18 protein-coding genes are annotated in these 26,107 nt (G+C 71.2%); 13 read left to right on the forward strand and 5 right to left on the reverse strand.

Features of this window, described 5'->3' with window-relative positions; genetic code table 11:
- The first annotated feature begins 32 nt into the window (after positions 1-32).
- The 5 genes from I6J71_RS03225 to I6J71_RS03245 all read left to right on the forward strand — a co-directional run bounded on the left by I6J71_RS03225 (position 33) and on the right by I6J71_RS03245 (position 5,695).
- A complete protein-coding gene (locus tag I6J71_RS03225) occupies positions 33-959 on the forward strand; it encodes an ABC transporter permease (RefSeq protein WP_204093353.1) in 927 nt (308 codons plus the stop codon).
- Complete coding sequence (locus I6J71_RS03230; RefSeq protein ID WP_204093354.1) at positions 952-1,914, forward strand: ABC transporter permease; 963 nt, start codon at positions 952-954, stop codon at positions 1,912-1,914. Before I6J71_RS03225 ends, I6J71_RS03230 begins: the two co-directional genes overlap by 8 nt.
- Before the next feature lie 6 nt (positions 1,915-1,920).
- Positions 1,921-2,922 carry an ABC transporter ATP-binding protein gene (locus I6J71_RS03235; RefSeq protein WP_204093355.1) on the forward strand — a complete coding sequence of 334 codons (1,002 nt, stop codon included), beginning with the start codon at positions 1,921-1,923 and terminating at the stop codon, positions 2,920-2,922.
- A complete protein-coding gene (locus I6J71_RS03240; RefSeq protein WP_204093356.1) occupies positions 2,915-3,913 on the forward strand; it encodes an ABC transporter ATP-binding protein in 999 nt (332 codons plus the stop codon). The genes I6J71_RS03235 and I6J71_RS03240 overlap by 8 nt, the downstream gene beginning before the upstream one ends.
- A gap of 87 nt (positions 3,914-4,000) precedes the next feature.
- Positions 4,001-5,695 carry a S8 family serine peptidase gene (locus tag I6J71_RS03245; protein WP_239154396.1) on the forward strand — a complete coding sequence of 565 codons (1,695 nt, stop codon included), beginning with the start codon at positions 4,001-4,003 and terminating at the stop codon, positions 5,693-5,695.
- A gap of 474 nt (positions 5,696-6,169) precedes the next feature.
- On the opposite strand, the gene I6J71_RS03250 is transcribed toward I6J71_RS03245, so the two are convergent.
- Positions 6,170-6,966 (reverse strand): IS5 family transposase gene (locus tag I6J71_RS03250; protein WP_204096803.1). Its coding sequence is split into 2 segments (ribosomal slippage): positions 6,170-6,636 and positions 6,636-6,966, totalling 798 coding nucleotides; the frame shifts between segments, so codons are not numbered across the junction.
- A 303-nt stretch (positions 6,967-7,269) separates the two neighbouring features.
- Between I6J71_RS03250 and I6J71_RS03255 the strand changes: the two genes are divergently transcribed.
- A complete protein-coding gene (locus I6J71_RS03255; protein WP_204093357.1) occupies positions 7,270-8,133 on the forward strand; it encodes an LLM class flavin-dependent oxidoreductase in 864 nt (287 codons plus the stop codon).
- A gap of 30 nt (positions 8,134-8,163) precedes the next feature.
- Here the strand turns inward: I6J71_RS03255 and I6J71_RS03260 are convergent, their stop codons facing one another.
- Genes I6J71_RS03260 through I6J71_RS03275 form a run of 4 tightly spaced genes read right to left on the reverse strand, consistent with a single transcriptional unit; the run spans position 8,164 to position 12,504 of the window.
- Entirely contained in the window at positions 8,164-9,489 is a 1,326-nt protein-coding gene (locus I6J71_RS03260) for a S28 family serine protease (protein ID WP_204093358.1), read from the reverse strand.
- A 20-nt stretch (positions 9,490-9,509) separates the two neighbouring features.
- Entirely contained in the window at positions 9,510-10,274 is a 765-nt protein-coding gene (locus I6J71_RS03265; RefSeq protein WP_204093359.1) for a thioesterase II family protein, read from the reverse strand.
- Positions 10,271-11,254 (reverse strand): aldo/keto reductase, encoded by a 984-nt coding sequence (locus I6J71_RS03270; protein WP_204093360.1) that lies wholly within the window; start codon positions 11,252-11,254, stop codon positions 10,271-10,273. Before I6J71_RS03270 ends, I6J71_RS03265 begins: the two co-directional genes overlap by 4 nt.
- Positions 11,251-12,504 (reverse strand): cytochrome P450, encoded by a 1,254-nt coding sequence (locus I6J71_RS03275; RefSeq protein WP_204093361.1) that lies wholly within the window; start codon positions 12,502-12,504, stop codon positions 11,251-11,253. The genes I6J71_RS03270 and I6J71_RS03275 overlap by 4 nt, the downstream gene beginning before the upstream one ends.
- Before the next feature lie 500 nt (positions 12,505-13,004).
- On the opposite strand from I6J71_RS03275, the gene I6J71_RS03280 reads away from it, so the two are divergent.
- The 7 genes from I6J71_RS03280 to I6J71_RS03310 are packed head-to-tail and all read left to right on the forward strand — an operon-like array spanning position 13,005 to position 26,089.
- Positions 13,005-14,651 carry a condensation domain-containing protein gene (locus tag I6J71_RS03280; RefSeq protein WP_204093362.1) on the forward strand — a complete coding sequence of 549 codons (1,647 nt, stop codon included), beginning with the start codon at positions 13,005-13,007 and terminating at the stop codon, positions 14,649-14,651.
- 34 nt (positions 14,652-14,685) lie between these two features.
- Complete coding sequence (locus tag I6J71_RS03285) at positions 14,686-18,042, forward strand: non-ribosomal peptide synthetase (protein WP_204093363.1); 3,357 nt, start codon at positions 14,686-14,688, stop codon at positions 18,040-18,042.
- Positions 18,039-22,010, forward strand: a complete 3,972-nt coding sequence (locus tag I6J71_RS03290) for a type I polyketide synthase (RefSeq protein WP_204093364.1) — start codon at positions 18,039-18,041, stop codon at positions 22,008-22,010. Before I6J71_RS03285 ends, I6J71_RS03290 begins: the two co-directional genes overlap by 4 nt.
- Before the next feature lie 7 nt (positions 22,011-22,017).
- Positions 22,018-23,319 carry an MFS transporter gene (locus tag I6J71_RS03295; RefSeq protein ID WP_239154397.1) on the forward strand — a complete coding sequence of 434 codons (1,302 nt, stop codon included), beginning with the start codon at positions 22,018-22,020 and terminating at the stop codon, positions 23,317-23,319.
- Between the two features lie 30 nt (positions 23,320-23,349).
- On the forward strand, positions 23,350-24,588 hold the full coding sequence (locus I6J71_RS03300; protein ID WP_204093365.1) for a cytochrome P450: 1,239 nt from the start codon (positions 23,350-23,352) through the stop codon (positions 24,586-24,588).
- Positions 24,585-25,274, forward strand: a complete 690-nt coding sequence (locus tag I6J71_RS03305; protein ID WP_204093366.1) for a thioesterase II family protein — start codon at positions 24,585-24,587, stop codon at positions 25,272-25,274. The genes I6J71_RS03300 and I6J71_RS03305 overlap by 4 nt, the downstream gene beginning before the upstream one ends.
- Positions 25,265-26,089: an SDR family oxidoreductase gene (locus I6J71_RS03310; RefSeq protein ID WP_204093367.1), complete on the forward strand. Its 825-nt coding sequence runs from the start codon at positions 25,265-25,267 to the stop codon at positions 26,087-26,089. The genes I6J71_RS03305 and I6J71_RS03310 overlap by 10 nt, the downstream gene beginning before the upstream one ends.
- Positions 26,090-26,107: the final 18 nt, after the last annotated feature.

Consider the following 26,107-nt stretch of genomic DNA (forward strand, 5'->3'; position numbering starts at 1 on the left):
TTCGCCCGGCGCGCACTCCTAGGAACTGACGCATGATTCGCTATGTCCTGCGACGCCTGCTCCAGCTGATCCCGGTGTTCTTCGGAACGACCTTCCTGATCTACGCGCTGGTGTGGGCCGTCCCGGGTGATCCCTTCTCCGGCAAGTGCGGTCAGACGGCCTGCCCACAGGCCTACATCGACCTCATGACCGAGAAGTTCCACCTGAACGACAACCTGATCGTCCAGTACTTCAAGTATCTCGGCAGCCTCTTCACGGGCGACTGGGGCGAGACCTTCAACGGCAGCTCCGTCGGCGAGCTCATCGCCAACTCCTACCCCATCACGCTGCGCCTCGCGATCGTCGCGGTGGTCATCGAGGCCGTGATCGGCCTGACCGCGGGCATCCTGACCGGCTTGCGCGGCAAGGGTTTCCTCGACAACCTGGTGCTGGTCTCCACCACGTTCCTGATCTCGCTGCCGGTGTTCGTCACCGCGATCGTGTTGCAGCTCGTGCTCGGCACCGAGCTCGGCATCATCGACACGAGCGTGTCGGACGACCCGTCCTTCGGGGAGCTGATCGTGCCCGGCATCGCACTGGGCAGCCTGTCGATGGCCTACGTCGCGCGGCTCACGAGAACGTCGATCGCGGAGAACCGCCACGCCGACTACATCCGCACGGCCATCGCGAAGGGCCAGCCGCACAACCGGGTGGTGGGCATCCACCTGCTGCGCAACTCGGTGATCCCGGTGCTCACGTTCCTCGGCACGGACCTGGGCGCCCTGATGGGCGGCGCGATCGTGACCGAGGGCGTGTTCAACATCAACGGGCTCGGCGGGCTCATCTTCCGCGGCATCCAGAACCGCGAGAGCGCCACCGTCGTCGGCGTCGTGGTGCTGCTCGTGCTGGTGTACCTGCTGATGAGCCTGATCGTGGACCTGCTCTACGCCGTTCTCGACCCGAGGATCCGCTATGACTGACCCCAACCTCGTCGGGGGCGGCGGCAGCGGAGTCACTGACGCGGCGGAGCTGTCGCGCATCGACGACTCCGCCGAACCCGCCAAGAAGCCCCGCAGCCTGTGGGCCGACGCGTGGCGCCAGCTGCGGCGCAAGCCGGCGTTCGTGATTTCCGCGGTGCTCATCGCGCTCGTGGTGCTCATCGCGATCGCGCCCGGCCTGTTCTCCCACCGCGACGCCGGGTTCAGCGACCTGACGAAGGCCAACCAGGGCCCGTCGGCGGACGCCTGGTTCGGCTACGACAACCAAGGTTACGACGTCTACGCCCGCACCATCTACGGCGCCCGCGCGTCGCTGCTGGTCGGCGTGTTCGCGACGATCCTGACCGTCCTCTTCGGATCGCTGGTCGGCATCCTCGCGGGCTACTACGGCCGCCTGGTCGACAGCCTGCTCTCGCGCCTGGGCGACATCTTCGCCGGCCTGCCGTTCGTGCTCGGCGCGATCGTTATCCTCACCACGTTCAACGCGCCCGGTTCGAACCCTGGCCAGGTCACGATCATCGTGCAGGTGGTCTGCTCCATCGCGGTGCTGACGTGGCCGGTCGCCATGCGCATCATGCGCTCGGCGACGCTGGTGGCGAAGCAGCTCGACTACGTCAAGGCCGCCCGCGCACTCGGCGCCAGCACACCGCGCATCGTGTTCCGGCACCTGCTGCCCAACACGCTCGCGCCGGTGCTGGTCTACGCCACCATCGCGCTCGGCGCGGCCATCGGCGCCGAGGCGACGCTCGCATACCTCGGCATCGGCGTGCGGCCGCCGGTGATCTCGTGGGGCGTGATGATCAGCGACTCGCGCGACTACTTCCGGGCCGACCCGCACATGCTCCTGTTCCCCGGCGCGTTCGTCACCATCACCGTGCTCGCGTTCGTGATGCTCGGTGACGGGATCCGCGACGCGCTCGACCCGAAGTCGAGGTAGCAGCCGATGACCGACACCGAGAACGAGCTGCTGCTCGAAGTCGACGACCTGCACGTGGAGTTCCGCACGTCCGACGGCGTCGCGAACGTGCTCAACGGCGTGAGCTACTCCGTGCACGCCAGCGAAACGCTGGCGGTGCTGGGCGAATCCGGCTCCGGCAAGAGCGTGACCGCGCAGACCGTGATGGGCATCCTCGACGTGCCGCCCGGCGTGATCACCGGCGGTTCGATCCGCTACCGCGGCGAGGACCTGCTCGCGGCCACGCCCGAACGGCGCCGTGACCTGCGCGGAAACGAGATCGCGATGATCTTCCAGGACGCGCTCTCGGCGTTGAACCCCGTGTTCACCGTCGGGTTCCAGATCGAGGAGCAGCTGCGCGTCCGCCGCGGACTGTCCAGGAAGGACGCTCGCCGCCGGGCGATCGAACTGCTGGACCTGGTGCGCATCCCGGCCGCCGAGCGGCGGATCAAGGACTACCCGCACCAGTTCTCCGGCGGCATGCGCCAGCGCGCGATGATCGCGATGTCGCTGGCGCTCGACCCGGACCTGCTGATCGCCGACGAACCCACCACCGCGCTGGACGTGACGGTGCAGGCCCAGATCATGGACCTGCTGGGCGAGATCCAGCGGGAACGCCGCATGGGCCTCGTCCTCATCACGCACGACCTCGGCGTGGTCGCGGAGGTCGCCGACCGGATCGCCGTGATGTACGCGGGCCGGATCGTGGAGCAGGCCGACGTGCACGAGCTGTTCAGATCGCCCGGCCACCCGTACACGGCGGCGCTGATGGACTCGCTGCCGCGATTGGACCTCAAAGGACAAACGCTCGAGACCATCAAGGGGCTGCCGCCGAGCCTGCTCGACATCCCGTCCGGCTGCCCCTTCCACCCGCGCTGCAAGCGAGCGGAACAACGCTGTTCGGAGGAACGGCCGCCCTTGCACAGCCTCGGTTTCGGCCGGGTGAGTGCGTGTCACTTCGCCGAAGAGGTGGTGGAAACCCGTGCGTGACCCGATCCTGAGCGTGCAGAACCTGGTCAAGCACTTCCCGGTGCGCCAGGGCGTGCTGTTCAAGCGCACCATCGGGCAGGTCAAGGCCGTCGACGGCGTCACGTTCGACCTGCAGGCCGGTGAAACGCTCGGCGTCGTCGGCGAATCCGGCTGCGGCAAGTCGACGCTCGCGCAGGTCCTGATGCGCCTTGAGGAACCGACCTCGGGCACGGCGACCTTCGAGGGCCGCGACATCTTCAAGCTGGGCGGCAGCGAGCTGCGCCGGCTGCGCCGCGAGATCCAGATCGTGCTGCAGGACCCGTACACGTCGCTGAACCCGCGCATGACGGTCGGTGACATCGTCGGCGAGCCGTTCGAGATCCACACCGAAGTGGCGCCCAAGGGTTCGCGCGCGAAGAAGGTGCAGGAGCTCCTGGAGGTCGTCGGGCTCAACCCCGAGCACGTCAACCGCTACCCGCACCAGTTCTCGGGTGGGCAGCGCCAGCGCATCGGCATCGCGCGGGCACTCGCGCTGCGGCCGAAGGTGATCATCTGCGACGAGCCGGTGTCCGCTTTGGACGTCTCGATCCAGGCGCAGGTGATGAACCTGCTGGGCGAGCTGCAGACCGAGTTCGGGTTGTCGTACGTGTTCATCGCCCACGACCTGTCCGTGGTCCGGCATCTGTCCACGCGCGTGGCGGTGATGTACCTGGGCAAGATCGTGGAGATCGGCACGGAGGACGAGATCTACGAGCGGCCCTCGCACCCGTACACGCAGGCGCTGCTGTCGGCCGTGCCCGTGGCCGACCCGGAAGTGCGCGGGCAGCGGCAGGTCATCCGGCTGGAGGGTGACGTGCCGAGCCCGCTCGACCCGCCGTCGGGCTGCCGGTTCCGCACGCGGTGCTGGAAGGCGCAGGACATCTGCGCCACGGAGGTGCCGGAGCTCGAGCCGCGCACCGACGGGCACCTCTCGGCCTGCCACTTCGCGGAGGCCCGGTCCGTGGTGCCCTGACTTTAGTCGGGTTCCTCCTCTTGGCGATTGCTGCGGCACCTGTCCGGTATGTACGTTGCAGTGTCGGTTTTTCCCTGAGGAGGACCAGTGAAAAGACCCAGACTGCTTCTCGCGGTACCCTTGATCGGCTTGGTGTCCGGCGCTCTTGTCCCGGTGGCGTCGGCCCAGCCGACCGGTCCGGTCACGGAGTTCACGGTGCTGGCGCGCTCGGACGTCGGCGCCGCCGAGCGAGCGGTGCGCGCCGCCGGTGGCACCGTGGTGGAGACCAACCGGGCCGTGGGACTGATCACGGCGACGGCACCGGCTTCGGGGTTCGCGTCGCGTGTTTCCGCCGATCAGGCGGTCTTCGGTGCGGCGCGGTCGCAGGCCATCGGGTCGGCGCCGCGGGGTGGCAAGAAGGTCAAGCCGAACGTGGTGGAGAAGGAGGGCCGCGGGGCCACTTCGTCGAAACGCGCTCGCTCGGGCACAGATCCGCTGGACGACCAGCTCTGGGGCCTGAAGTCGACGCGGTCCGACCTCGCGCGGACCGTGCAGCCCGGCAGCAAGCGCGTGAAGGTCGGCATCATCGACACCGGCGTCGACGGCAGCCACCCGGACATCGCGCCGAACTTCGACCGCACCGACTCGCGCAACTTCACGCGCGACATCGGCGCGGACGTGAACGGCACCGTGGTGGACGGCCCGTGCGAGTACCGCGGCTGCGTCGACCCGGTCGACCACGACGACAACGGCCACGGCACGCACGTCGCCGGCACGATCGGCGCGGCGGCGAACGGCTTCGGCGTGTCGGGCGTCGCGCCCGGCGTATCGCTGGTGAACCTGCGGGCCGGCCAGGACTCGGGGTTCTTCTTCCTGCAGCCGATGGTGGATGCGCTGACGTATGCCGGTGATGCGGGGATCGACGTGGTGAACATGTCGTTCTACGTGGATCCGTGGCTGTACAACTGCCGCGCCAACGCGGCCGATTCGCCGGCCGAACAGGCGGAGCAGCGGACGATCATCGAGGCCGCGACGCGGGCGTTGAACTACGCGCACCGCAAGGGCGTGACGATGGTCGTCGCGCTGGGCAACGAGCACACCGATCTCGGCGCGCCGCAGGACGACACGACGAGCCCGGACTACCCGAGCAACGCCGCGCACCCGCGCCCGATCGACAACACGTCGTGCCTGACGATGCCGACCGAGGGGCCGCACACGATCGGTGTGGGCGCTTTCGGCCCGTCGCAGGCGAAGGCCGATTACTCGAACTACGGGACCGAGCAGATCTCCGTTTCGGCGCCGGGTGGCTATTTCCGCGACGGGTTCGGGACACCGTGGTACCGGTCGGTGGAGAACGAGATCCTCTCGGCTTATCCGCGCAACGTCGGGGTGGCCGAGGGGAACATCGACGCCGCCGGGAACGTGACTCCGGCCGGGGTTGCCCTCGGCGTGCAGAAGGCTGTCGCCGCTGATGGGCGCGCTGGGTATTACCAGTGGCTGCAGGGCACTTCGATGGCCACGCCGCACGCGACCGGGGTGGCGGCGTTGATCGTGTCCCAGTACGGCAAGGGCGGCGGGGCGTCGTTCGGCATGGACCCGGATGCGGTGCAGCGGGTCCTGGAAGCGACGGCGTCGCCCATCGCGTGCCCGGTCCCGCGGACGGTGGACTACCTCGACGAAGGCCGCGACGACTCGTTCACCGCGACTTGCGCGGGGGATGCGGCGTTCAACGGGTTTTACGGGCACGGGGCCGTTGATGCTTATGCGGCAGTGACGCATGGGGCCGCGATCTTGAAGAACTGAGTCACACCGCCTTTACGCCGGGCAACTGAACTACGCAACGAAGGATGCGCCCAGCCCCCCGGCCACAACGCCAAGCTCCTGCGCAGGACCGCATCACGCGCAAGGACGGGGTGGGTGCACGGGCGGTCGTAGTTGAAGTGACCGTTGGCCCTCGTGCGTGATGCAGTCCTTCGCCGGGCGTGTCACGTGGGAGTGCACCCCGAAGCCGATGATGGTAACGACGGTCTGGATCACCTTGTCAAGGCTGGAAAGCGTGCCTTGACAAGGTGATCCAGACCGCGTGGGGGCTTCGGATCGAGGTGCGAGGCGGGGGCTGGGTGCAGGGGTTGTTGCGTTGTCGGGTGGCAATTGCGTAGGTGGTGGTCCGTCGCCTTGGGTGGGCGGTGCCGCGCGGCCGAACGACGAAACGCAGCACTGCGCCCAGCTCTTGCCCAGCACCTCGAACGGCGACGCGAAACCACCTAAGAGCTTGTCTCATTTGGCGAGTTTCTTGTGGCAGGTGATGGTGGCGGCGAGGGTGAGGAAGGCGAGGTAGTGGCCGGCTTTGCGTTCGTAGCGGATGGTCAGTCGCCGGTAGCCGGTCAGCCAGGCGATGGACCGTTCGATCACCCACCGGTGTTTGCCGAGTTTCTCGGCGGATTCGATGCCCTTGCGGGCGATGCGCGGGACGATCCCGCGCTGGCGCAGCCAGGCGCGCAGGGCGGGGATGTCGTAGGCCTTGTCGGAGTGGAGTTTGGCCGGTTTCCGGCGCCGCGGTCCGCGGCGCGATCGGATCGGCGGCAGCGCGTTGACCAGAGGTCTGAGCGCGTGGCTGTCGTGAGTGTTGGCCGCGGAGATCGCGACGGTCAGGGGCAGCCCGGCCCCGTCGGACAGTACGTGGATCTTCGAGCCCGGTTTGCCGCGGTCGACCGGGCTCGGACCGGTCAGACCGCCCCCCTTTTGGCCCTGACGGATGCTCCGTCGAGGACCGCGCGAGACCAGTCGATCAAACCCCGGCCGCCCAGTTCGTCCAGCACTGCCTGATGCAACTGCCGCCACAGCCCGGCCTCGGTCCATTCGGTGAACGTCCGGTGCGCCGTGGGCACCGATACCCCGAACGAGGGCGGCAGGTGCCGCCACGCACAACCACTGGTCAACACGAACACGATCGCCGTGAACACCGCCCGCGGATCAGTCCGCGCACGACCACCACCCTGCGGACGCTCCTTTGCCGGCGGGACCAGCGGTTCCACCAACGCCCACAAGTCATCGGGCACCAGCCGTTGCGACAGCGAGTCGATCACGGTACAAGATCATTGCAGCCCAGCGGGAAAGATCCAAACGAGACACGCTCTAAGCAGCGCAACAAACCTACGCAACGAAGGATGCGCCCAGCTCCGCCCGGCACCTCGATCCGAAGCTTCCACACGGCACACTTGCGCTTCGGGGTGCATACGCCACGCGACACGCCCACGAGGGTCCGCATCCCGCCCACAACGCCCCGCAACCCGCCCCCGCGCAGGACCGCATCCCGCACAACGCCGACCGTCGGATGCCGTGCTGCAGTTGACCACCCACAACGGCAGACTGGCACCATGCGGATCGGAATCGGAATTCCCAACACGGTGCCCGGCACGAGTGGGACGTTGGTGCTCGAGTGGGCCAGGCGGGCGGAGGCGCGCGGGTTCGCCTTCGTGTCGACGATCGGGCGGGTGGCGTACCCGTCGCTGGACTCATTGACGGCGTTGGCGGGCGTGGCGGGGGCGACGTCGGAGCTCGGGCTGGTGACGAACGCCGTGCTGGGGCCGACGTATCCGGACGCGGTGCTGGCGAAGGTGGCGGGGACCGTGGCGTCGCTGTCCGGCGGGCGGTTGACGCTGGGGCTGGGCGTGGGTGCGCGCGAATCGGACTACTTGCCGGCGGAGCGGGACTTCGCGGGGCGCGGCGCGGCGTTCGACCGGCAGCTGCTGTACCTGAAGCTGGCGTGGCGCGGTGAACCCGTGGCCGACGGGGACTTCTCGGGGGAGAAGCGGGCCGTCGTGCCGGCGACGCCGGAGATCCCGTTGCTGATCGGCGGGCACAGCAAGCGCGCGGTGCGCCGGACCGCCGAGCACGCCGCCGGCTGGACGGCTGCGGGCGGCGGGCCGCGGCGGGCGGAGCCGACCGTCAAGGAAATCCGCGAGGCGTGGACAGCCGCCGGCCGCGCGGGCGAGCCGCGCCTGCTGGGGCTGGCCTACTTCTCGACCACCGCTGCCGACCGCGGCGACGCGTACCTGCGCTCCTACTACGCCTACGCGGGCTCCCACGCCGACACCATCGCCGATGGCGCCGTCCGCACCCCGGACGCCACCAAGGCCATCGTCCGCGACTTCGAGTCCGCGGGGCTGAACGAACTGACCTTCACCCCCACGGTCGCGGACCCGGACGAGGTCGACCGGCTGGCCGACCTCGTCCTGTGAACCGTCCTCAACCGAACCGCGAGGAGGCGCTCAGCGGCCCGCCCAGCGGTGCAGGGTGCTGACGATCCCGTCGCGTTCCGCGGCGGGGAGGGCGGCGATGCTGGCGCTGTAGTCGCCGCCCTGCTGGACGTGGACGGACGAGTCCCGGCTGCCGGGGCCGAGGCGGAACGGGTTGGCGCTCCACGGGTTCAGGCTGCCGTAGAGGAAGATCAGCCGGCTACCGCGGGTGGCGACCCACTGCGCGGCCGTGCGCATCACCTGCGGGTCGTAGTGCATCGGGATGCTCCGGGGCACGTATTCGCGAGCCGCTTCCTGGTTCGGGTAGTGCAGCAGGCCGGCGAGGTGCGCCTGCGGCTCCACCGGATAACCCAGTTCGGTTCCCGCTTCGTAGAGGAACGGGACGCTCGGGTCGAGGTTCTGGTCGGCTTCGGCGAGCATGCCGCCGGGGATGCTGCCGCCGCTGACGACGTCGACGAACCGGTAGATGTCGTCGTCCGACGCGGTGGCGGGCGGGATGTTGGTGCAGTTGTACGGGCTGGTGGAGGCGAACTGCCAGAACGCGAACGGGGTGTCGAGAACGTTGAACTCGTACGCCTTGTCCAGCGAGCCGATGTCCTTGGTGAAGGTGACACCCGCCGCGTCGGCGGCCGCGGCCATCCGCGCCTCCAGCGCGGGCCGGCGTTTCAGCGCCTCGATCTGCACGGCCTGCAGCGCCGCCCGGCATTCGGGGGTGCCGACCTGGTCGTTGAGGAAGTGCTGGTAGGAATCACCGTGGTCGGTGACGTCGTCGGGCGAGTTGTCGGCGAACGTGCCGTCGAAGTCGCCGGGGAAGTACATGCGGTGGAAGATCGCGCCCTCGCCGCCTTCACCGGTCCCGGCGGAAAGCCAGTGCCCGCGGTAGAGCCGCTTGAGGACACTGACGACCGCGTGCTCGTCGGCGGCGGATTGCCACACCGTCAGGTCCGCCCAGTTTTCCGGCCGGGGCACGGAATCGCCGAAGAAGCGGTGCTCGATGTCGAGCTGGTCGGCGCCGAGCAGGGTGGTCGGCTCCGCGATCGTGCTGTCGATCCAATGCCCGTTGGAATAGACCACCATCGGCGCCGCCGTATCGCGATGCAGCAGGGTGAGCTGCTGCTCGAACGTGCCCGAACGCGGGTCGTGGTGGTCCACCGCCTGGCGGAACGACAGGTGGAACTCGCGGAACCCGGCCGGCGGGTGCGGGTCCTCGGACCGGTAGGTCACACCCGGCAGGTGGTGCAGGCGGGTGACGATGTCGGGCGGCGCGGCGGCCGCCGGGACGGTGGCGGCCGCCGCCAGCGCGCCCACGGTGAGCAGGGTGGTGAACAGACGTTTCATGGATCCCCCAGTTCGATCGGTCAGCTCGGCACCAGCCGCTGCGCGACGAGCCCGGCCACGCGGGTGGTGTGCTGCTCCAGGTAGAAGTGCCCACCGGACAGCACTTCCAGGTCGAATTCGCCGGAGGTGTACGCCGCCCAATCCCGGATCTGGGTGAGCGGGTACTCCGGGTCCGCGTCGCCCGCCAGCGCGCTGATCGGGCAGCGCAGGCGAGCACCGCCGGTGAACCGGTAGGTGTTGACGATGCGCAGATCCGCCCGCAACGCGGGCAGGACCATCGGCCACAGCTCCTCGCTCAGCTGCAGCGAGGCCCCGTTCGCGCTACCCAGCCGGCGGACGTAGCCGATCAGGTCCGTGTCGTCGTCCAGCCGCACGTCGACGGCGCGAGCGTGGTGCGGCGCGGAACGGGCCGACACGAACAGACGCGCCGGCTCCGCCCGGCCGGATTTCTCGAGCGCACAAGCCGTTTCGAACGCGACGGTCGCGCCGAGGCTGTGCCCGAACAGCGCCAGCGGGCGATCGGCGAGCGCACCGAGTGCGGCCAGTACACCCCCGGCCAGCCCGGCCACCGAGTCCGCGCACGGCTCGGCGAACCGGTCCTGCCGGCCGGGGTACTGCACCGCCACAAGCTCGATTTCCGGTGCCAGCGCCGCCGCGAGCGGCCGGTACAGGCCCGCGGCGCCGCCGGCGTGCGGGAAGCACAGCAGGCGGGCGCGGGCTTGCGGTACCGGGGCGAAGACGCGCAGCCACGCGTTCGCGCCCACGGCACCGGAAACCGTCGTCACTGCGCGGCGTCCAGCCGGGCCCGCTGGTCCGCGGACAGTTCCAGCTCCACCCCGGCGAGGCTGTCTTCCAGCTGGGCCACCGAGGAGGCACCGACCAACGGGAACATCGGCAGCTCGTGGCCGATCATCCAGCTCAGCACGACCTGGTTCGCGCTCGCCCCGGTCTGCTTCGCCACCTCGCGCAGCGCCGCCAGCCTGGCGTCGGTGCCGGGGTGCACGAAATCGGCGTCGACCGGGCGGTCGTCGCGCACGTACGCGCCGCCCAGCAGCGCGGAGTAGGCGACCAGCGCCGTGCCCGGCTGCTCGCGCAGGTAGCTCAGCACTTCGCCGGTCGCCACGCCCTGGTTGCCGTCCTTGGCGCGGCGGCTGGGAATGTCGGTGCGCGGCCGCAGGTAGCTGTGGTGGTACTGGAGCACGTCGTAGCCGGGCACACCGGCGGCCGCCGCCAGGTTGCGGGCCCGTTCCACGCGCCACATCCAGTGGTTGCTCGCGCCGAGCAGGCCGACGGTGCCGTCGGCGACCAGCTCGCCGAAGGCCTCGACGGTCTCCTGCAACGGCGTGTTCGCGTCTTCGATGTGCGCGTACAGCAGGCCGAGGGTCTCCACGCCGAGCGTTTCCCGGCTCCGGTCGGCCGACTCCCGGATCACCTTGGCGGACAAGCCTTCCGGGTTGGCGAAGCCGCCGCCGGGCACCCGCGGGCGGGCCCCGAGCTTCGTGGCGATCACGACCTCGTCGCCGATGCCGCGGCTCTTGCGCCACCGCCCGAGCAGCGCCTCGCTCTCGCCGCCCTGGGTCCCCTCGGCCCACCACGCGTAGTTGTTCGAGGTGTCGATGAAGGTGCCTCCGGCGGCGACGAACCGGTCCAGGATCGCGAAGGACGTCTCCTCGTCCACCGTGGTGCCGAAGGTCATCGCGCCGAGGCAGAGCGCGCTCACCTCGCGGCGGGTCGCCGGGTCCGTGCCGATCCTGCGGAGCTTCATGCAGTCTTTCCCTTTCGTGGTCGGGCGGTGATGGGCACGCTCTTGTACCCCGAGGCGAAGTTGGAGATCAGCCGCTCGGGAGCACTCGCGGACTCGAATCCTTCATACCGGGCGAAGAGCTCGTGGAACAGGATCTTCAGGCTGACGCGTGCGACGCTGTGCCCGACGCAGTAGTGCGGGCCGATGCCGAACGCGAGGTGCTTGTTCGGCCGGCGGCGGATGTCGAAGGTGTGCGGGTCGGCGAAGACCTCCTCGTCGCGGTTCGCCGAGCCCAGCCAGACGACCAGCGCCTGCCCCGCCGCGATCGGCGTGTTCCGCAGCACGGTGTCTTTCGTCGCGTAGCGCAGCACGTGGTTCACCGGGGAGGCCCAGCGCAGCGCCTCCTCCATCCCGGACGTGGTCAGTTCCGGGTGTGCCGCCCAGTCCTCCAGCACCCCGGTGCCGGTCATCTCGGCGAGGGTGAACGTCGGCGCGTGCGGGGTCGTGACGTTCGCGCCGAGCAGGAGGCTGTAGCAGTTCGCGACGACCTCGCCCGGCGACATGCGGCGGCCTTCGAACCGGGTCGAGATCAGCACGCTGAGCAGGTCGTCGCCCAGGTGGTCGCCGCGGAAGCGGACCAGGTCCTGGAAGTAGGCGAACAGCTCGCGGTGCGCGGTCTCGAGCGTGGCCTTTTTCCCGCCCGGCTCCTGAAAATCCGGGTCGTCCGCCGCGATGCACTGGGTCGTCAGCCGGGTCAGTGCCGGCCAATCCTCCGGCGGCAGGCCCATCATCGTCCCGGTGACCGACATCGGCATCGCCAGCATGGCCCGGCCGAAGTCGAAGACCCCGCCGTCGGCGAGCGGAGCGAGCAGGTCGATCACGAGCGGGCGGATCATGTCGCGCTGCCGGTCGACGGACTTGCGCGCCAGCGCTTTCTTCAGTTGGGCCTGCCGGCTGGTGTGCCGGGGCGGATCGGTGACGGCAAGCTGCTGGCCGCCCGCCGGATCGTCGGTGCCGAGCAGCTCCAGCAGCGTGCCCCGTTCCGAGGTGAAAGTGGCGTAGTCGCGCAGGACCCGGTCGGCGTCGTGGTAGGTGACGACCGACCAGAACCCGCGGTGTTCGTCGACCTGGTGCCAGCTCAGCCTGTCGAGGGCGCGCAGTTCCCGCCAGACCCGGCGAGCGTCGCCGCCGGTGTAGAAGTGCGGATCGACAAGATCGTCGGAGCCGGCATCCACCGGGCACCCGGTGGGTCTGGCCTCGCTGAGGGTCATGCTCGACGTCTCCTGTTCTCGCATTCGCTGTCCCGTCCTGCGCACCGTCGGAAAAATGGCATACCGCGCGGGCCGCCAGGCCGGGCAGCCGGCGACCGCGGGCATCGGAATGCAGGTGGGCGCGCACGCCAAAAAAGTTCCACCCCAGTGGACGAATACTCGATTTCGTGGTCCCCCGTGTGCCGGTGCGCGCATCGCCCTTGGTGCGCGGCACCGCTTCCCCGCGGTGTCGTATTGAAGCAGCGCTTTCAAGATCATGTCAATGCGACCTTCGGCGGGATGGGATCGCTTGACATCGCTTCCGGGAAGTTCTTAACATCGGCGCTGCCGGTCGGAACGTTTTTCCGGCCACTGGGGAAGAGGTTGATCACTCGACGCGAAGCGGGGTTAATGCCCGCTGCTTCGGCGCGAGGTGTGGGAACGACCTGTATTTCATTTTCGTTTTGTCCGATTTTGCCGCTCCGCGCCTGGGGAAGGTGCGGCGAACAAGGGTGCCTGTCTTGCGCGAGGATGCCATCTGGACGCCTGTTACTGCTGCTCAGCAGGGTATCTGGGTGCTGGACCAGATCGACCGGCTGCGCCCGTCGTACCTGCTGCCGACCGTTCTCGAATTCACCGGAGCGGTGCGGCACGAGGTGCTGCGCGCAGCGGTTGAGCACGTTTTCGGGCGGCATCCGTCGTTGCGCGCGCGTTTTCGCTTGAATCATGCGCTCCGCCAGGTTGAATATTGCACCGAAGGGACCGTTCCGGAAGTCGGATTAATCGACTTCGAGCGGGACGGATGGCCGAGGAAAGAACTGGGCCGAATGGTCGAAGCCCTTTGCTACTCACCCTTCGACCTGGCGGCCGAAGCACCCGCGCGCGCGGAAGTGCTCAAAGTGGACGGTGAATGCACGTTGCTCGTGCTCACCGTGCACCACATCGTCTTCGACGGGTGGTCGCGACGGTTGGTGGTGGACGAAATCGCGACGGTGTACCGGGCGTGGTGCGCCGGCGTGGAACCCGGGCTGCCGTCGGCGCCGCACCCGGCGGAAGTGCTCCGTCCGGCGGCTCCGGAAGACGTGGCCGAGCAGGTCGCCGCCGTGGTGGAGCGGTTGCGGGGCGCGCCGACGGAGATCGCGCTGCCCTACGACCACCCACCGGAGGATCCGGACCTGTCGCTGGTCGGTTCTTCGGCCGAGACGAAGCTCCCGGCCGACGTGACCGAACGCGTGCTCGCCGCGGCGACGGCGGAGGGCGCCACCGTGTTCATGGCCGGCGTGGCTCTCCTCGCCGCGACGCTGGCCCGGACCACCGCGCAGCGGGACTTCCTGTTCGCCGTGGTCTGGCCGGGGCGCGACGACCCGGAAGCGGCCGGGGTCGTCGGCATGTTCGGCACCACGCTGGTGCTGCGGATGACCCTCGACGAGCGGACGACCTGGCGTGAACTGCTGCGGCAGAGCCGCGCGGCGAGCACCGCGGCGTTCGTGGACGCGGACGCGCCGCTGCCCGACGTCGCCGCCGAGCTGGCTCCGGGGAGGGACGTCGCCCGCAGCCCGCTCACCTCGGTGCTGGTGAACCTCGCCGAAGTGCCGGAAGTGCCGGTCTTCGCGTCCGGGGTCACCGTGCGGTACCGCCCGCTCGAACCGCAGTACAGCAAGTTCGACCTGGCCCTGTTCGTCCGCCTGTGCGAAGACGCGAGGCTCGAGCTGCTGCTGGACCACCCCGCCCCCCTGTTCCGGCCGGCCACTGTGGCCGGCCTGCTCACCGCGTTGCGCGCCAGCGCCGCCGCGCTCGCCCGATCCGTGGAGGAAACCGTGCTCGCCGAAGAACCCGACCCCGTCCTCGATCCGACCGATCCGGCCGCCCGCCGCGCGCTGGTGCGTTCGGTCTGGTGCGAGGTACTCGACACCGACGACGTGGGCGACGACGTGAGCTTCTTCGACGCCGGAGGTGACTCGCTGCGGCTCGTCATCCTGGTGGAGAAGCTGAGCCAGGTTTCGGGACGCCCGTTGCGCACCACCGATTTGTTCCGCGCCGGCACCGTGCGCGGACAGGCCGAGCTGATCGCCGCCCCGGCCGGGCCGGCGTCTGCCGGCACGGCGCTCGGCAGCCGAGAGCGCTTGCTCGGCGCGTTGCGCGCGAACTCCGCCGACCACGATTCCTGAGCCCGCTCGACGATCTTCCGGGGAGAACCTGAAGATGACCCTGCACGAGTGCGCGGCGGCCGCTTTGGGCGGCGAGGCCGACGCCCGCAGATTTGCCACCCACAGCTTCATCGAGCTCGGCGGAGATTCGCTGCGGGCGATGCGGTTCGTCGCTCTGGCCCGGGAACGGCTGGGGGTGCGGATCCCGGTGGCCCGGCTGTTGTCCGGCGCACCACTGGACGAGATCCTCGCCGACGTGCCCACCGCGGTCGAGCCGGCCCCGGAGCCGGCCGCGGCCGCACCCGAGCGGACGGCGGTTTCCGCCACCCAGCGCGGGATGTGGCTGATCGAACGGTTCACCGGAGGTTCGCCGTACAACCTGGTGTTCGCCTGCGTGGCCGAGCGGGGGGACCTGGCCGGGGACCACCTCGCCACGGCGGTGCAGGCCACCGTCGACCGCCACGAGAACCTGCGCACCGTCTTCCGGGAGGAGGACGGCGACGTGGTGCGGACGGTCGTCACGCCCTTCGCAGCGCCGTTCACCCAGTACGTCGACGACGGTGCGGCCGGCGATTTCGACGGGTTCGTCCGGCGGATCGCGACCGAGACCGGGCGAGCGCCGTTCGACCTGACGGCCGCGCCGGGCGTCCGGTTCGCGTTCGTCGCCGGCGCCGGCCGCGGCGCGCTGATCGTGCAGGCGCACCACATGGTGCTCGACGGCTGGTCGGTCGGCCTGCTGCTGAGGGAGATCTTCACCCGGTACGACGCGCTGGTGCGCGGTGCGGCGGATCCGTTCCCCGAGCCGGGGATCGGCGTGCGGGTGCTGGCCGAGCACCAGGAAGCCACCCGTGGTGAGCGAGACCGGCAGCTGGCGTTCTGGCGGACGGAGCTCGACGGGGTGCCGTCGGTGCTGGAGCTGCCCGCGGACCGGCAACGCCCGGCCGAACAGGACGCCTCCGGCGCGCGGCTGCCGCTCGACCTCGGCCCGGCGGTGAGCGGCGCGGTCGCGGCGCGGGCGAGCACGCTCGGGGTAACCCGGTTCGCGGTCCTGCTGGCCGCGTTCGGGCTGACGCTCAGCCGGTGGACCGGCGCCCGGCGGCTGCTGGTCGGGGTCCCGCTGACGGGGCGCGGGACGTCGGAGCTCGCGAAACTCGTCGCGGTCACGGGGAATCTGGTCCCGGTGCGGGTGGACATCAACGACGACCGGTCGGCCGTCGAGTACGTGCGCTCGGTGCAGCGGTCGCTGGCCCGCAGCATGGATGCGGGCGACCTGCCGTTCGAGGAGATCGTGGCGGGGCTGGGCATCGAGCGCACGCTCGGGGCGCATCCGCTGGTCCAGGTGTGTTTCGGCATGCACGACCAGCTGGTCCCGCCGCGGCTGTCCACTTCGGACGCCGAACTGCGCGTGGACGAGCTGCACGGCGGTGGGGCGCAGTTCGACCTGACGATGCTGATCGGCCGGTCGGAGCCGGCGCTGGCCGGGCACGTCGAATACGCCACCGCGGTCTGGAGCGAGGCGGAGGCTTCCGGGTTCGCCGCCGATTTCCGCGAAGCCGTCGGACAGCTGGCCGCCGAAGGGGACACGGTGCTGGAGGAGGTCCGCTGCCTGGCACCGGAACGACGCGCCCTGCTGATCGCACTTAACGAGACCCGCCGCGAATTCCCACGCGTGACGCTCGACGCGCTGTTCCGGAAGATCGCCGAGCAGCGCCCGGACGCGCCGGCGGTGCGCGCGGGTGACACGGAGCTGAACTACGCCGAGCTGGCGCGCGCGGTGCGCCGGCAGGCGGAGCTGTTGCGGGCGGCCGGCGTGGGCCCCGGCGCCCGGGTGCTGGTGGCACTGGACCGGTCGATCGCCGAGGTGGTCGGGGTACTGGGCATCGTGTCGGTGGGGGCGGCGTACGTCGGCGTCGAGCTGGACCAGCCGGCCGCGCACACCGACCGGATCCTGGCGACGGCCGCTCCGGCCGCCGCGCTGGTGGAGGCCCGGGCGGCGGAGCGGGTGCGTGGCGTCCCGATCGTCGAGGCGTGGCGGGCGGACTGGCCCGAACCGACCGGCGAGCCGGTCTTCCCCGGCGAGGATCCCGGCCGTCCGGCTTACGTGGCGTTCACGTCCGGGTCGACCGGCGTGCCGAAGGGCGTCGTGGTGCCGCAGCGGGCGGTGCTGCGGCTGGTGCACGAGGCCGGGTACGTCCGGCTCGGCCCGGGCGAACGGATGCTGCGGCTTTCCCCGCTGGCCTTCGACGCGTCCACTTTGGAGCTGTGGGGCGCGCTGCTCACCGGCGCGACGCTGGAGGTGTACCCGGCCGGGTTCGCCGCGCCGCGCGAGCTCGGCGAGTTCCTGCACGAGCGCGCGGTCACCGTGGCCTGGCTGACCGCGGGGCTGTTCCGGCTGGTCGAGGAGTTCGCCGGGGACACCCTCGGCAAGCTGCGCCAGCTGCTCACCGGCGGCGACGTGGTGCCACACGACCACGTCGCCCGCCTCCTGAGAAGGCACCCCGGCCTGGTCGTCACCAACGGCTACGGCCCGACCGAGAACACCACGTTCACCACCACCTGCAGCGTCCGCGAGCCGGACGAGGTGGCCGGTCCGCTGCCGATCGGCACGCCGCTGCCCGGCACCCGGGTCTACGTGCTGGACGAGCGGCGCCGGCTCGTGCCGCCTGGTGCCGTCGGCGAGCTGTACACCGGCGGCGAGGGGCTGGCGCTGGGGTACCTCGGCGACGAGGCGGAGACCGGCCGCCGGTTCGGCCGGTTCTCCCGGGACGTGCCGGAACGGCTCTACCGCACGGGGGACCTGGTCCGCCTCGACAGCCAGGGGCGGCTGCGCTTCCTCGGCCGCGGAGACGATCAGGTGAAGCTGCGCGGCTACCGGATCGAACTGTCCGCGATCAGCGACGTGCTGGCCGCGCAAGCGGGTGTGCAGGACGCGGTGGTGGTCGTGGCCGGCGACGACAGTGCCACGAAACGCTTGGTGGCCGGGATCGTGCCGGCCGGGGGCCGGCCGGCGGACACCGCTGCGCTGCGAGCGGCGCTGGCGCAGCGCCTGCCGGCGTACATGGTGCCCGCGCTGTGGTCGGTGCTCGAGCGGATTCCGTTGACCGGCAACGGAAAGGTGGATCGCCGGGCAGTGGCGGCCGGAGCCGGGCCGGCGAGCGCGCCGCCGGCCGAGGCCGACGAGCCGGGGCTGGCCGCGATGATCGCCTTGCTGACCGAATCCTTGGACGGAGCTGCGGTGGAGATCGGCGCGGACACGGACTTCTTCACCATCGGCGGCAACTCGATGGGCGCGGTCCGGCTGATCCGCCTGATCCGCGACCGGCTCGGCGTCCGCGTGCAGTTGCGAGATTTCCTCCGCACGCCGACCGCGGCCGGACTGCAGCTGCTCGTCCGGAAAGCGAGCGCCGCGTGACGGCCGTGGCAGTGGTGGGCCTGGCCTGCCGCTATCCCGGCGCCCCGGACGCCGGGCAGTACTGGTCGCTCCTGCGGGCCGGCCGCGAGGGCATCACGCGATTCACCGCCGACGGGTTGCGGGCCGCGGGCGCGGACCCCGCTCTGACCCGGCAGCCGGGTTTCGTGCCGGCCAAGGGAGTGCTGCCCGGCGCGGCGGGCTTCGACTGGCGGTTCTTCGGCTACAGCCGCGCCGAAGCCGCGGGAACCGATCCCCAGCACCGGGTTTTCCTCGAGTGCGCCTCTGCCGCGATCGACGACGCCGGGCTGGATCCCAGCCGGTTCGCCGGCCGGATCGGGGTGTACGGCGGCGCCGAACGGTTCAACCCGCGCGGTGGCGAGCACGCCGGCCCGCTGGCCCGCGTGATCGGCGCGGAGAAGGACTTCTTGACCTCGCGCGTCGCGTACAAGCTGGGCCTGCGCGGACCGGCGGTCACCGTGCAGACGGCTTGTTCGACGTCGCTCACCGCGGTCCACTTCGCCGTGCGGGCGCTGGCCGGCGGTGAATGCGACGCGGCGCTGGCCGGTGGTGTCGCGGTGTTCCCGCCCGGGGAGTGCGGCTACGTGTACCAGGAAGGCGGGATCCTTTCGCCGGACGGGCACTGCCGTCCCTTCGACGAACGGGCCGCGGGCACGGTGCCGGGCGAAGGGGTCGGCGTGGTCGTGCTGAAACGACTGTCCGACGCGCTTGCCGACGGGGACCGGATCGCCGCCGTCATAGCCGGTTCGGCCGTCAACAACGACGGTGGTGACAAGCTCGGTTACACCGCACCCGCCGTGGCCGGGCAGAGTGAGGTGGTCCGGCTGGCCTACGAGGTCGCCGGGATCGACCCGGCCGACCTCGACTACGTCGAAGCCCACGGCACCGCGACCCGGCTCGGCGACCCGGTCGAGCTGGCGGCGCTGACCGACGTCTTCCGGGCGAGCACCGCGGCCCCGGGCAGCTGCGGGCTGGGTGCGGTGAAGAGCAACCTCGGGCACACCGGCGCGGCCGCCGGCGTGGCCGGGCTGATCAAGACGGTACTCATGCTGGAGCACGGTGAGCTCGTCCCGACCGTCCACTTCGGCCGGCCGAACCCGTTGCTGGACCTGGCTTCCTCGCCGTTCCACGTGGTCACCGAGGCTGGGCCGTGGCCGGCTCGAGGGGTGCGGCTCGCGGCCGTGAGCGCGTTCGGCGTCGGCGGCACGAACGCCCACGTCGTGCTGCAGGAACCGCCCCGGCGGACGCTGCCCGCGCCGTCACGGCGGCCGCGGCTGCTGGCGCTGTCCGCCGCGACGCCGGACGCGCTCGCCGGGCTGCGCGCGGAGCTGGCCGGGCACCTGGGCGGCGCCGCGGAGCCACCGGCCTTTCCCGCGGTCGCGCGGACCCTGGCCACCCGGCGGATGTACCGGCACCGTACGGCCGTCGTCGCGGATGACCTCGACGCCGCCGTGGCCCGCCTGGGCGAAGCGCAGGCGCCGGTGTCCGACGAACCGGCGAAGGTGGCTTTCCTCTTCCCCGGCCAGGGTGTGCTCCGCGGTCCCGCGGGACGGGCCGCGTACCGCCTGCTGCCGGAGTTCCGGTCCGCGTTCGAAGAGTTCCGCGCCGCCGTCCTCGGCGCGGACGGGCCGGAACTCGGTCCGGTGGTGGGGGACGGGACGGCCGGCGAGCCGTGGTTCGCCGACACCGTGCACCAGCAGCTCGGCCTCGTCTCGCTCGCCGTGGCGCTCGGCGCGCAGCTGCGGGACTGGGGACTTCGGCCGGCGGCGTTGTTCGGCAACAGCGTCGGGGAGTACGCCGCCGCCGTGCTCGCCGGAGTCTGGACGCCGGCCGAGGCGGCCCGGCTCGTGCTGGCCCGCGGTCGGGCGATGGCGGCCACCGAACCCGGCCGGATGGCGTCGGTGCGCGCCGAACCGGACGAACTCGCCGAGCGGCTGTCCGGTCACCCCGGGGTCGTCATGGCGATCACCGCGCCCGGTGCCACCGTGCTGTCCGGCCCGGAGTCCGTTATGGACGGTCTGCTGGCCGGCTCCACGCTGTCCGGTCTGGCCGTGCGCGAACTGGCGAACCGTCGGGCCTTCCACTCGGCCTCGATGGTCCCGGCGGCGGCGCAGCTGCGGCCGGCGCTCGCCGCGATCCCGGCTCGCGTGCCCCGGATCCCCATGATCGCCGACGAGACCGGCGGCTGGGCCGATCCGGAGCACGTCCGCCGGCCGGACTACTGGCTGGGTCAGCTGTGCCGGCCCGTCCGGCTCGGCGACGGCGCGGCCACCCTCCTGGCGAGCTCCTGCGACGCGGTGCTGGAACTGGGCCCGGGCAGCTCGATGATCGCGACCCTGCGCCGGCATCCGGCGTGGCGGCCGGGGATCGCGGCGGTACCGCTGCTCGGGCGCGCCGAGGACGACGCCGAACGCGCGTTGCTGCAGGCGCTCGGCGCACTGTGGGAACGCGGCGTCGACGCGGTGATCGGCGCGCTCGACGACGGCAGCGTGCGGGTCGGGCTGCCCGGACATCCTTACGCGGCGGAGGATCCCGAGCTCGTCCGCCCGGCCGCGGTGCGGAGCTCGCCGGTCCGTGCCGAGGCGCCGCGCGCCGAGCTGAGCGGCGGCAGCGTGTGGGTCGGGCATCCTGACACGGCGGATCCCAGGCTCGACGGCCCGGCCGCGGCCGGGAGCGCGCCAGTGCAGCCGGTGTCGGCCGACGCATCCGACGCTCTGGACGGCGGCAGCGTGTGGGTCGGGCATCCTCACGCGGCGCAGAATCCAGAGCTTGTCCGCCCGGCCGCGCTGTGGAGCGCGCCGGTCCATGCCGAGGCGCCGCGCGCCGAGCTGGACGGCGGTAACGTGCCGGTCGGGCACCCTTACCCGGCGGAGAATCCTGAGCTCGTCCGTCCGACCGCGGTGCCGGGCGCCGAGCTGGACGGCGGCAGCGTGCCAGTCGGGCATCCCTACGCGGCGCAGAATCCCAACCGCGAACGCACCCTCACGGTAGGGAGCGCGCCGGTCCCGGCCGAGGCACCCGGCGCCGAGCTGGCCCGGCTGTGGTGCGCCACCCTCGGCGTCGCGTCGGCGGCCGAGTCCGACGACTTCTTCGCGCTGGGCGGGGAATCGCTGCTGGCACTGGACCTGTGCGGGGCGGTCAGCCGCACCGGACGGCCGGTGTCGGTCGCGGACTTCAGCCGGACGCCCACGTTCGGCGGCTTGCTGCGGCTGGCCGGACTCGGCGAAGCCGAAGCCGCGGCCGAACCCGCCACGCGCCCGTTGTTCCTCGCCGCGGATTCGACCGGGACCGCGCTGCCCTACCGCGCCCTGACCGAGCGGCTGGCCGGGCACCGTCCGGTGCACGGCCTCGACGCGCCGCCGGGCGTCACCGGGATCGAGCGGATCGCGGCCGCACACGTCGCGCAGCTGCGGCGGGTCCAGCCGGCCGGGCCCTACACCGTCGGCGGCTGGTCGTTCGGCGCTGTGGTCGCGCACGAGATGGCGGTGCAGCTCGCCGCGGCCGGGGAGCGCGTGGACACCCTGGTCTGCCTCGACGGCAGGCCACCGGACCGGCCGGGGTGGCCGATCGGCGGGGACCCGGGCCACCTGGCCGGCACGGTGCGGCTTCAGCTGGCGGTGCTCTGCGGACTGGGGCCGGCGGGTGGTGCGCTGCGCGCCGCGCCCGAGCTGCGCCGGCGCATGGTGCGGAACCTGACCGCACTGCTGCGCTACCGCCCGCGTCCGGTGCCCGGCCCGGTGCTGCTGCTGACGGCGGCCGCCGGCGGGCCGCCGCCGCGGCGGCTCTACCCGCGGGGCGTCTCGATCGTGCCGGTCCCGGGCGATCACTGGTCGATGCTCGCGCCCCCGCACGTCGACGAACTGGCCGCGACCCTGCGCGCGCTCTTGCCGCCGGCCGAGGAAAACCCGACCCGAGCCCGTCCCACAGAAATGGCAGATGATGTCCGCTGAACCGAACGTGACCGAAGCACAGATCGGCGCGCCGCCGGAAAAGCCGCCCCAGGAAAAACCGCTGCGCCGCAACCGTGATTTCCAGGCGCTGTGGATCGGGGAATTCCTCGCCTCCGTGGCGAAAGAATCGGCGGAGATCGCCTACCCGCTGTTGATCCTGGCCGAAACCGGCTCGGCGACGTGGGCCGGCGCCGTGGGTTCCGTGCAGCTGCTCACCGCGGGTCTGATGTCCATCCCGGGCGGCAGCATCGCGGACAAGTTCGACCGCAAGCTCATCCTGATGGTCACCAGCGCGGTGCGGATGGTGCTGCTCGCCGTCTTCGGCGTGCTGGCCTCGCTCGGCCACGTGTCGGTGCCGCTGGTGATGGGGCTGGCGGTGCTGTCCTCGGCCTGCCTCGGTGTGCAGCAGCCGGCCGGGCTGGCCGCGATCAAACAGCTCGTGCCCGCGTCGCAGCTGACGCAGGCGACGTCGCAGACGCAGATCCGGTTCTTCGGCGCGACCGTGGTCGGCCCGCCGATCGGCGGCTGGTTCTACGGGCTCGGGCGCGGATTCCCGTTCCTGTCCGCGGCGGTGGCGTTCCTGGCGTCGTGGGTGGTGTTCTTCTTCATCCGCAAGCCGACGCAGGCTCCGGCGCAACCCGAGTCCGTCGCCGAAACAGCCGAAAAGGCCGAAGCCGCCGCGCCGGTGGCGAAGAGCAGGCCGCTGGACGGCTTCCGCTTCATCATCCGCCAGCCGATCCTGGGCCGGATGATCTTCTGGGTGATGGGCTCGAACATGGCCTTCAACCACTCCGGGGTTTTCCTCGCGCTGATCGCCACCGCACACCAACGCGGTGCCGGCGACAGCACCATCGGCGTGACCTTGGCGGTGGCCGGGGCGGGCGGCCTGACCGGCGCGCTGCTGTCCAACTTCCTGCTCAAGCGGCTGCGCCCGGTCGTCGTGATCATGTACGCCACGTGGGTCGGCCCGGTCGCCGCGGTGCTGCTGATCGTGGTGCCGAACGCGATCCCGCTCGGCTTCCTCGTCGCGCTGATCTTCCTGCGCGCGGGCGTGTTCGGCGCGCTGTTCATGAGCTACATCGGCGCCTTGGTGCCCGACCGGCTGCAGGGCCGGGTGATCGGCGTGGTCATGTTCATCTCCCTGATCGCCCAGCCGCTGGGCATCTTCGGCGTCGGGGCGATCTTCGACAACGCAGGTCCCACCTGGGTGTTCGCGACGATGGCGATCGTCGGCACGGTCTTCGCGCTGCCGATGCTCAGCAAGACGATCTTCCGGCTGCGCCCGCCCGAGGAACTCGCCGTCGCCTGATCCCGCTGTTCCCGATCCTGGAGGAGAGCCATGACGATCGAACCTTCCGCCCCGGAAGCCGCCGTGCTGCCGCCGGAGTTCTTCAACGATCCCGGGGAGAACCGGCACGCCGACCTGGCTGCACTGCGCGCGCAGTGCCCGGTGCACAAGATCAACCACCCGCCGGGCGCCGAGGCCTACATCGTGGTCGACTACGCGACCGTCAGCGCGGCTTTCAGCGACCCGCGGCTGTCGAAGCGCACCGACAACGCGCCGGAGTGGTTCCGCGCGCTGCTGGCCGATTCGAGCCCGGTGCTGACGAAGAACATGCTCGTCGCCGATCCGCCGGAGCACACCCGGCTGCGCAAGCTGGTCGCCAAGGCGTTCACCCCGCGGCGGATGGAACTGCTGCGCCCCCGCGTGCAGGAGATCACCGACGAGCTGATCGACGCGCTGCCCGCGACCGGTCCGGTCAACCTGGTCTCGGAGTTCGCGTTCGCGTTGCCGATGCGCGTGATCTGCGAATTCCTCGGGGTGCCGCTGGCGGACCGGCCGCGGCTGCACGAGTGGGGCACCCTGCTCTCCGGCGCGCCTTACCCGGACGAGGAGACGAACCTGCGGCTCAAGTGGGCCAGCGAGCAGATTGAGAGCTACCTCAAGGAGCAGATCGCCGCGCGCCGGACCGAACCGGGTGAGGACCTGGTGAGCGCGCTGGTCCGCGCCGCCGACGAGGATGACGTCTTCAGCGACGACGAACTGGTGTCCACTTTGGTCCTGCTGATCATCGCCGGGCACAAGACGACCGCGAACCTGATCGGCAACGGCACGGAGGCGCTGCTGCGCCACCCGGACCAGCTGGAGCTGCTGCGCACGCGGCCCGAGCTGGCGCCGACCGCGATCGAGGAGTTCCTCCGCTTCGAAGCGCCGGTGTTCCGCGGCACGCTGCGCGTCGCGGCCGAGGACATGCAGATCGCCGGCGTGGACATCCCGAAGGAGGCGTTCGTCCACTTGATGATGACGTCGGCGAACCGGGACCCGGAGCAGTTCGAGGACCCCGATCGGCTCGACATCAGCCGCTCGCCGAACCGGCACCTGTCGTTCGGGCACGGCGCGCACTTCTGCGCGGGCGCCCCGCTTTCCCGGGTGGAGGGCCAGATCGCGTTCACCACGCTGCTGCGCCGGCTGCCCGGCCTGCGCCTTGCGGAACCGCCGAAGTGGCTCTACGACAACTCGACCAGTCGCGGGCTTTCCGAACTGCTGGTGTCCTACGACGAGAAGCTCCCGCGATGAGCACGGCCCTGCTCTGCCTGCCGTTCGCCGGGGCGGGTGCGTCGTTCTTCCAGCCCTGGCGAGCAGAAGCCGGTGACGAGCTGGTCGTGGTGCCGCTGCAGCTGCCGGGCCGGGAACGGCGGATCGACGACGAGCCGTACACCGACGTCTTCGCGGCGGTCGAGGGCCTGCTCGCCGAGCTGCCCGCGGAGCACGACGAGGTCGCGCTGTTCGGGCACAGCCTCGGCGCCGTGCTGGCGTACGAGCTGGCGCACCGGCTCGTCGCCAGGGGCACGGTCGTGCGGCGGCTGTTCGCCAGCGGTTCGCCGGAGCCGGGCAGCCCGCGCCGGCAGCGGGCGACCGGGTTGCCCGACGACGAGTTCCTGCGCCGCGTCGCCGAGTTCGCCGGCTACCGCCACGACGCGCTGGCCGACGAGGAGATGCGCGAGCTGATCCTGCCGACCCTGAGGGCCGACGTCGAAATGCACGAGAACTACCGGCCGCACGCCGACGAGGCGCTGCCCGTACCGATCACCGCGCTGCGCGGGCGGGACGACGAGCTCGTGACCGCCGACGAGGTCGCGGGCTGGGTGAAAGTGGCGGGCCGCGACTTCGAGTACGCCGAACTGCCCGGCGGCCACATGCACCTCGTCGATTCCCGGACCGAGCTGCTCGGCCTGATCCGCGGGAGCCTGGGATGCGGCTGAGCGGCAAGACGGTGGTGATCACCGGCGCGGCCCGCGGTCTCGGCCGGGCCACCGCCCTCGCCTGCGCCGCGGAGGGAGCCGACCTGCTGCTGGTCGACATCGCCGCAGACCTCCCCGGCGTGCCCTACCCGCTGGGGACCCACGGGCAGCTCGCGCACACCGCGCACCGGTGCGCCGAAGCGGGCGCGGTGGTGCTGACCGAACGGGCGGACGTGCGCGACCTCGCGGCGGTCGAACGCGTGATCGCCACCGCGGGCGACCGGTTCGGCCGGATCGACGTGGTGGTGAACAACGCCGGGATCGCCGCGCCTTCGGGCAAACCGGTGCACGAGATCGGGCCGGACGAGTGGGCGCTGATGCTCGACGTCGACCTGTCCGGCGCGTGGCGGCTGATCCGCACCGTCGGCAAGACGATGTGCGAGCAGCGGTCGGGCAGCATCGTGAACATCGCCTCGACCGCCGGGCTGGTCGGCTACCGGCACTTCGCCGGTTACGTGGCGGCGAAGCACGGGCTGATCGGGCTGACGAAGGCGGCCGCGCTCGACTACGCGCCGATGAAGGTGCGCGTCAACGCCGTCTGCCCTGGCTCGGTCCGCGACGAGCCCGCGGTCGAGGGCCGGATGCTCGCGGAGATCGCGCGGTCGCTGGAGGTTCCGGTGGCCGAGCACGAGGAGACGTTCGTCCAGGCGCAGCCGATGAACGCGCTGGTCGAGCCGGAGGACGTGGCGGGCGCGGTGGTCTACCTGGCCTCCGACGACGCCCGGCAGGTGACCGGATCGGTGCTGACCGTCGACGGCGGGTTCAGCGCCCGCTGAGTGCAGGAGAGCAGGAAC

The organism is Amycolatopsis sp. FDAARGOS 1241, from assembly GCF_016889705.1.
GTDB lineage: Bacteria > Actinomycetota > Actinomycetes > Mycobacteriales > Pseudonocardiaceae > Amycolatopsis.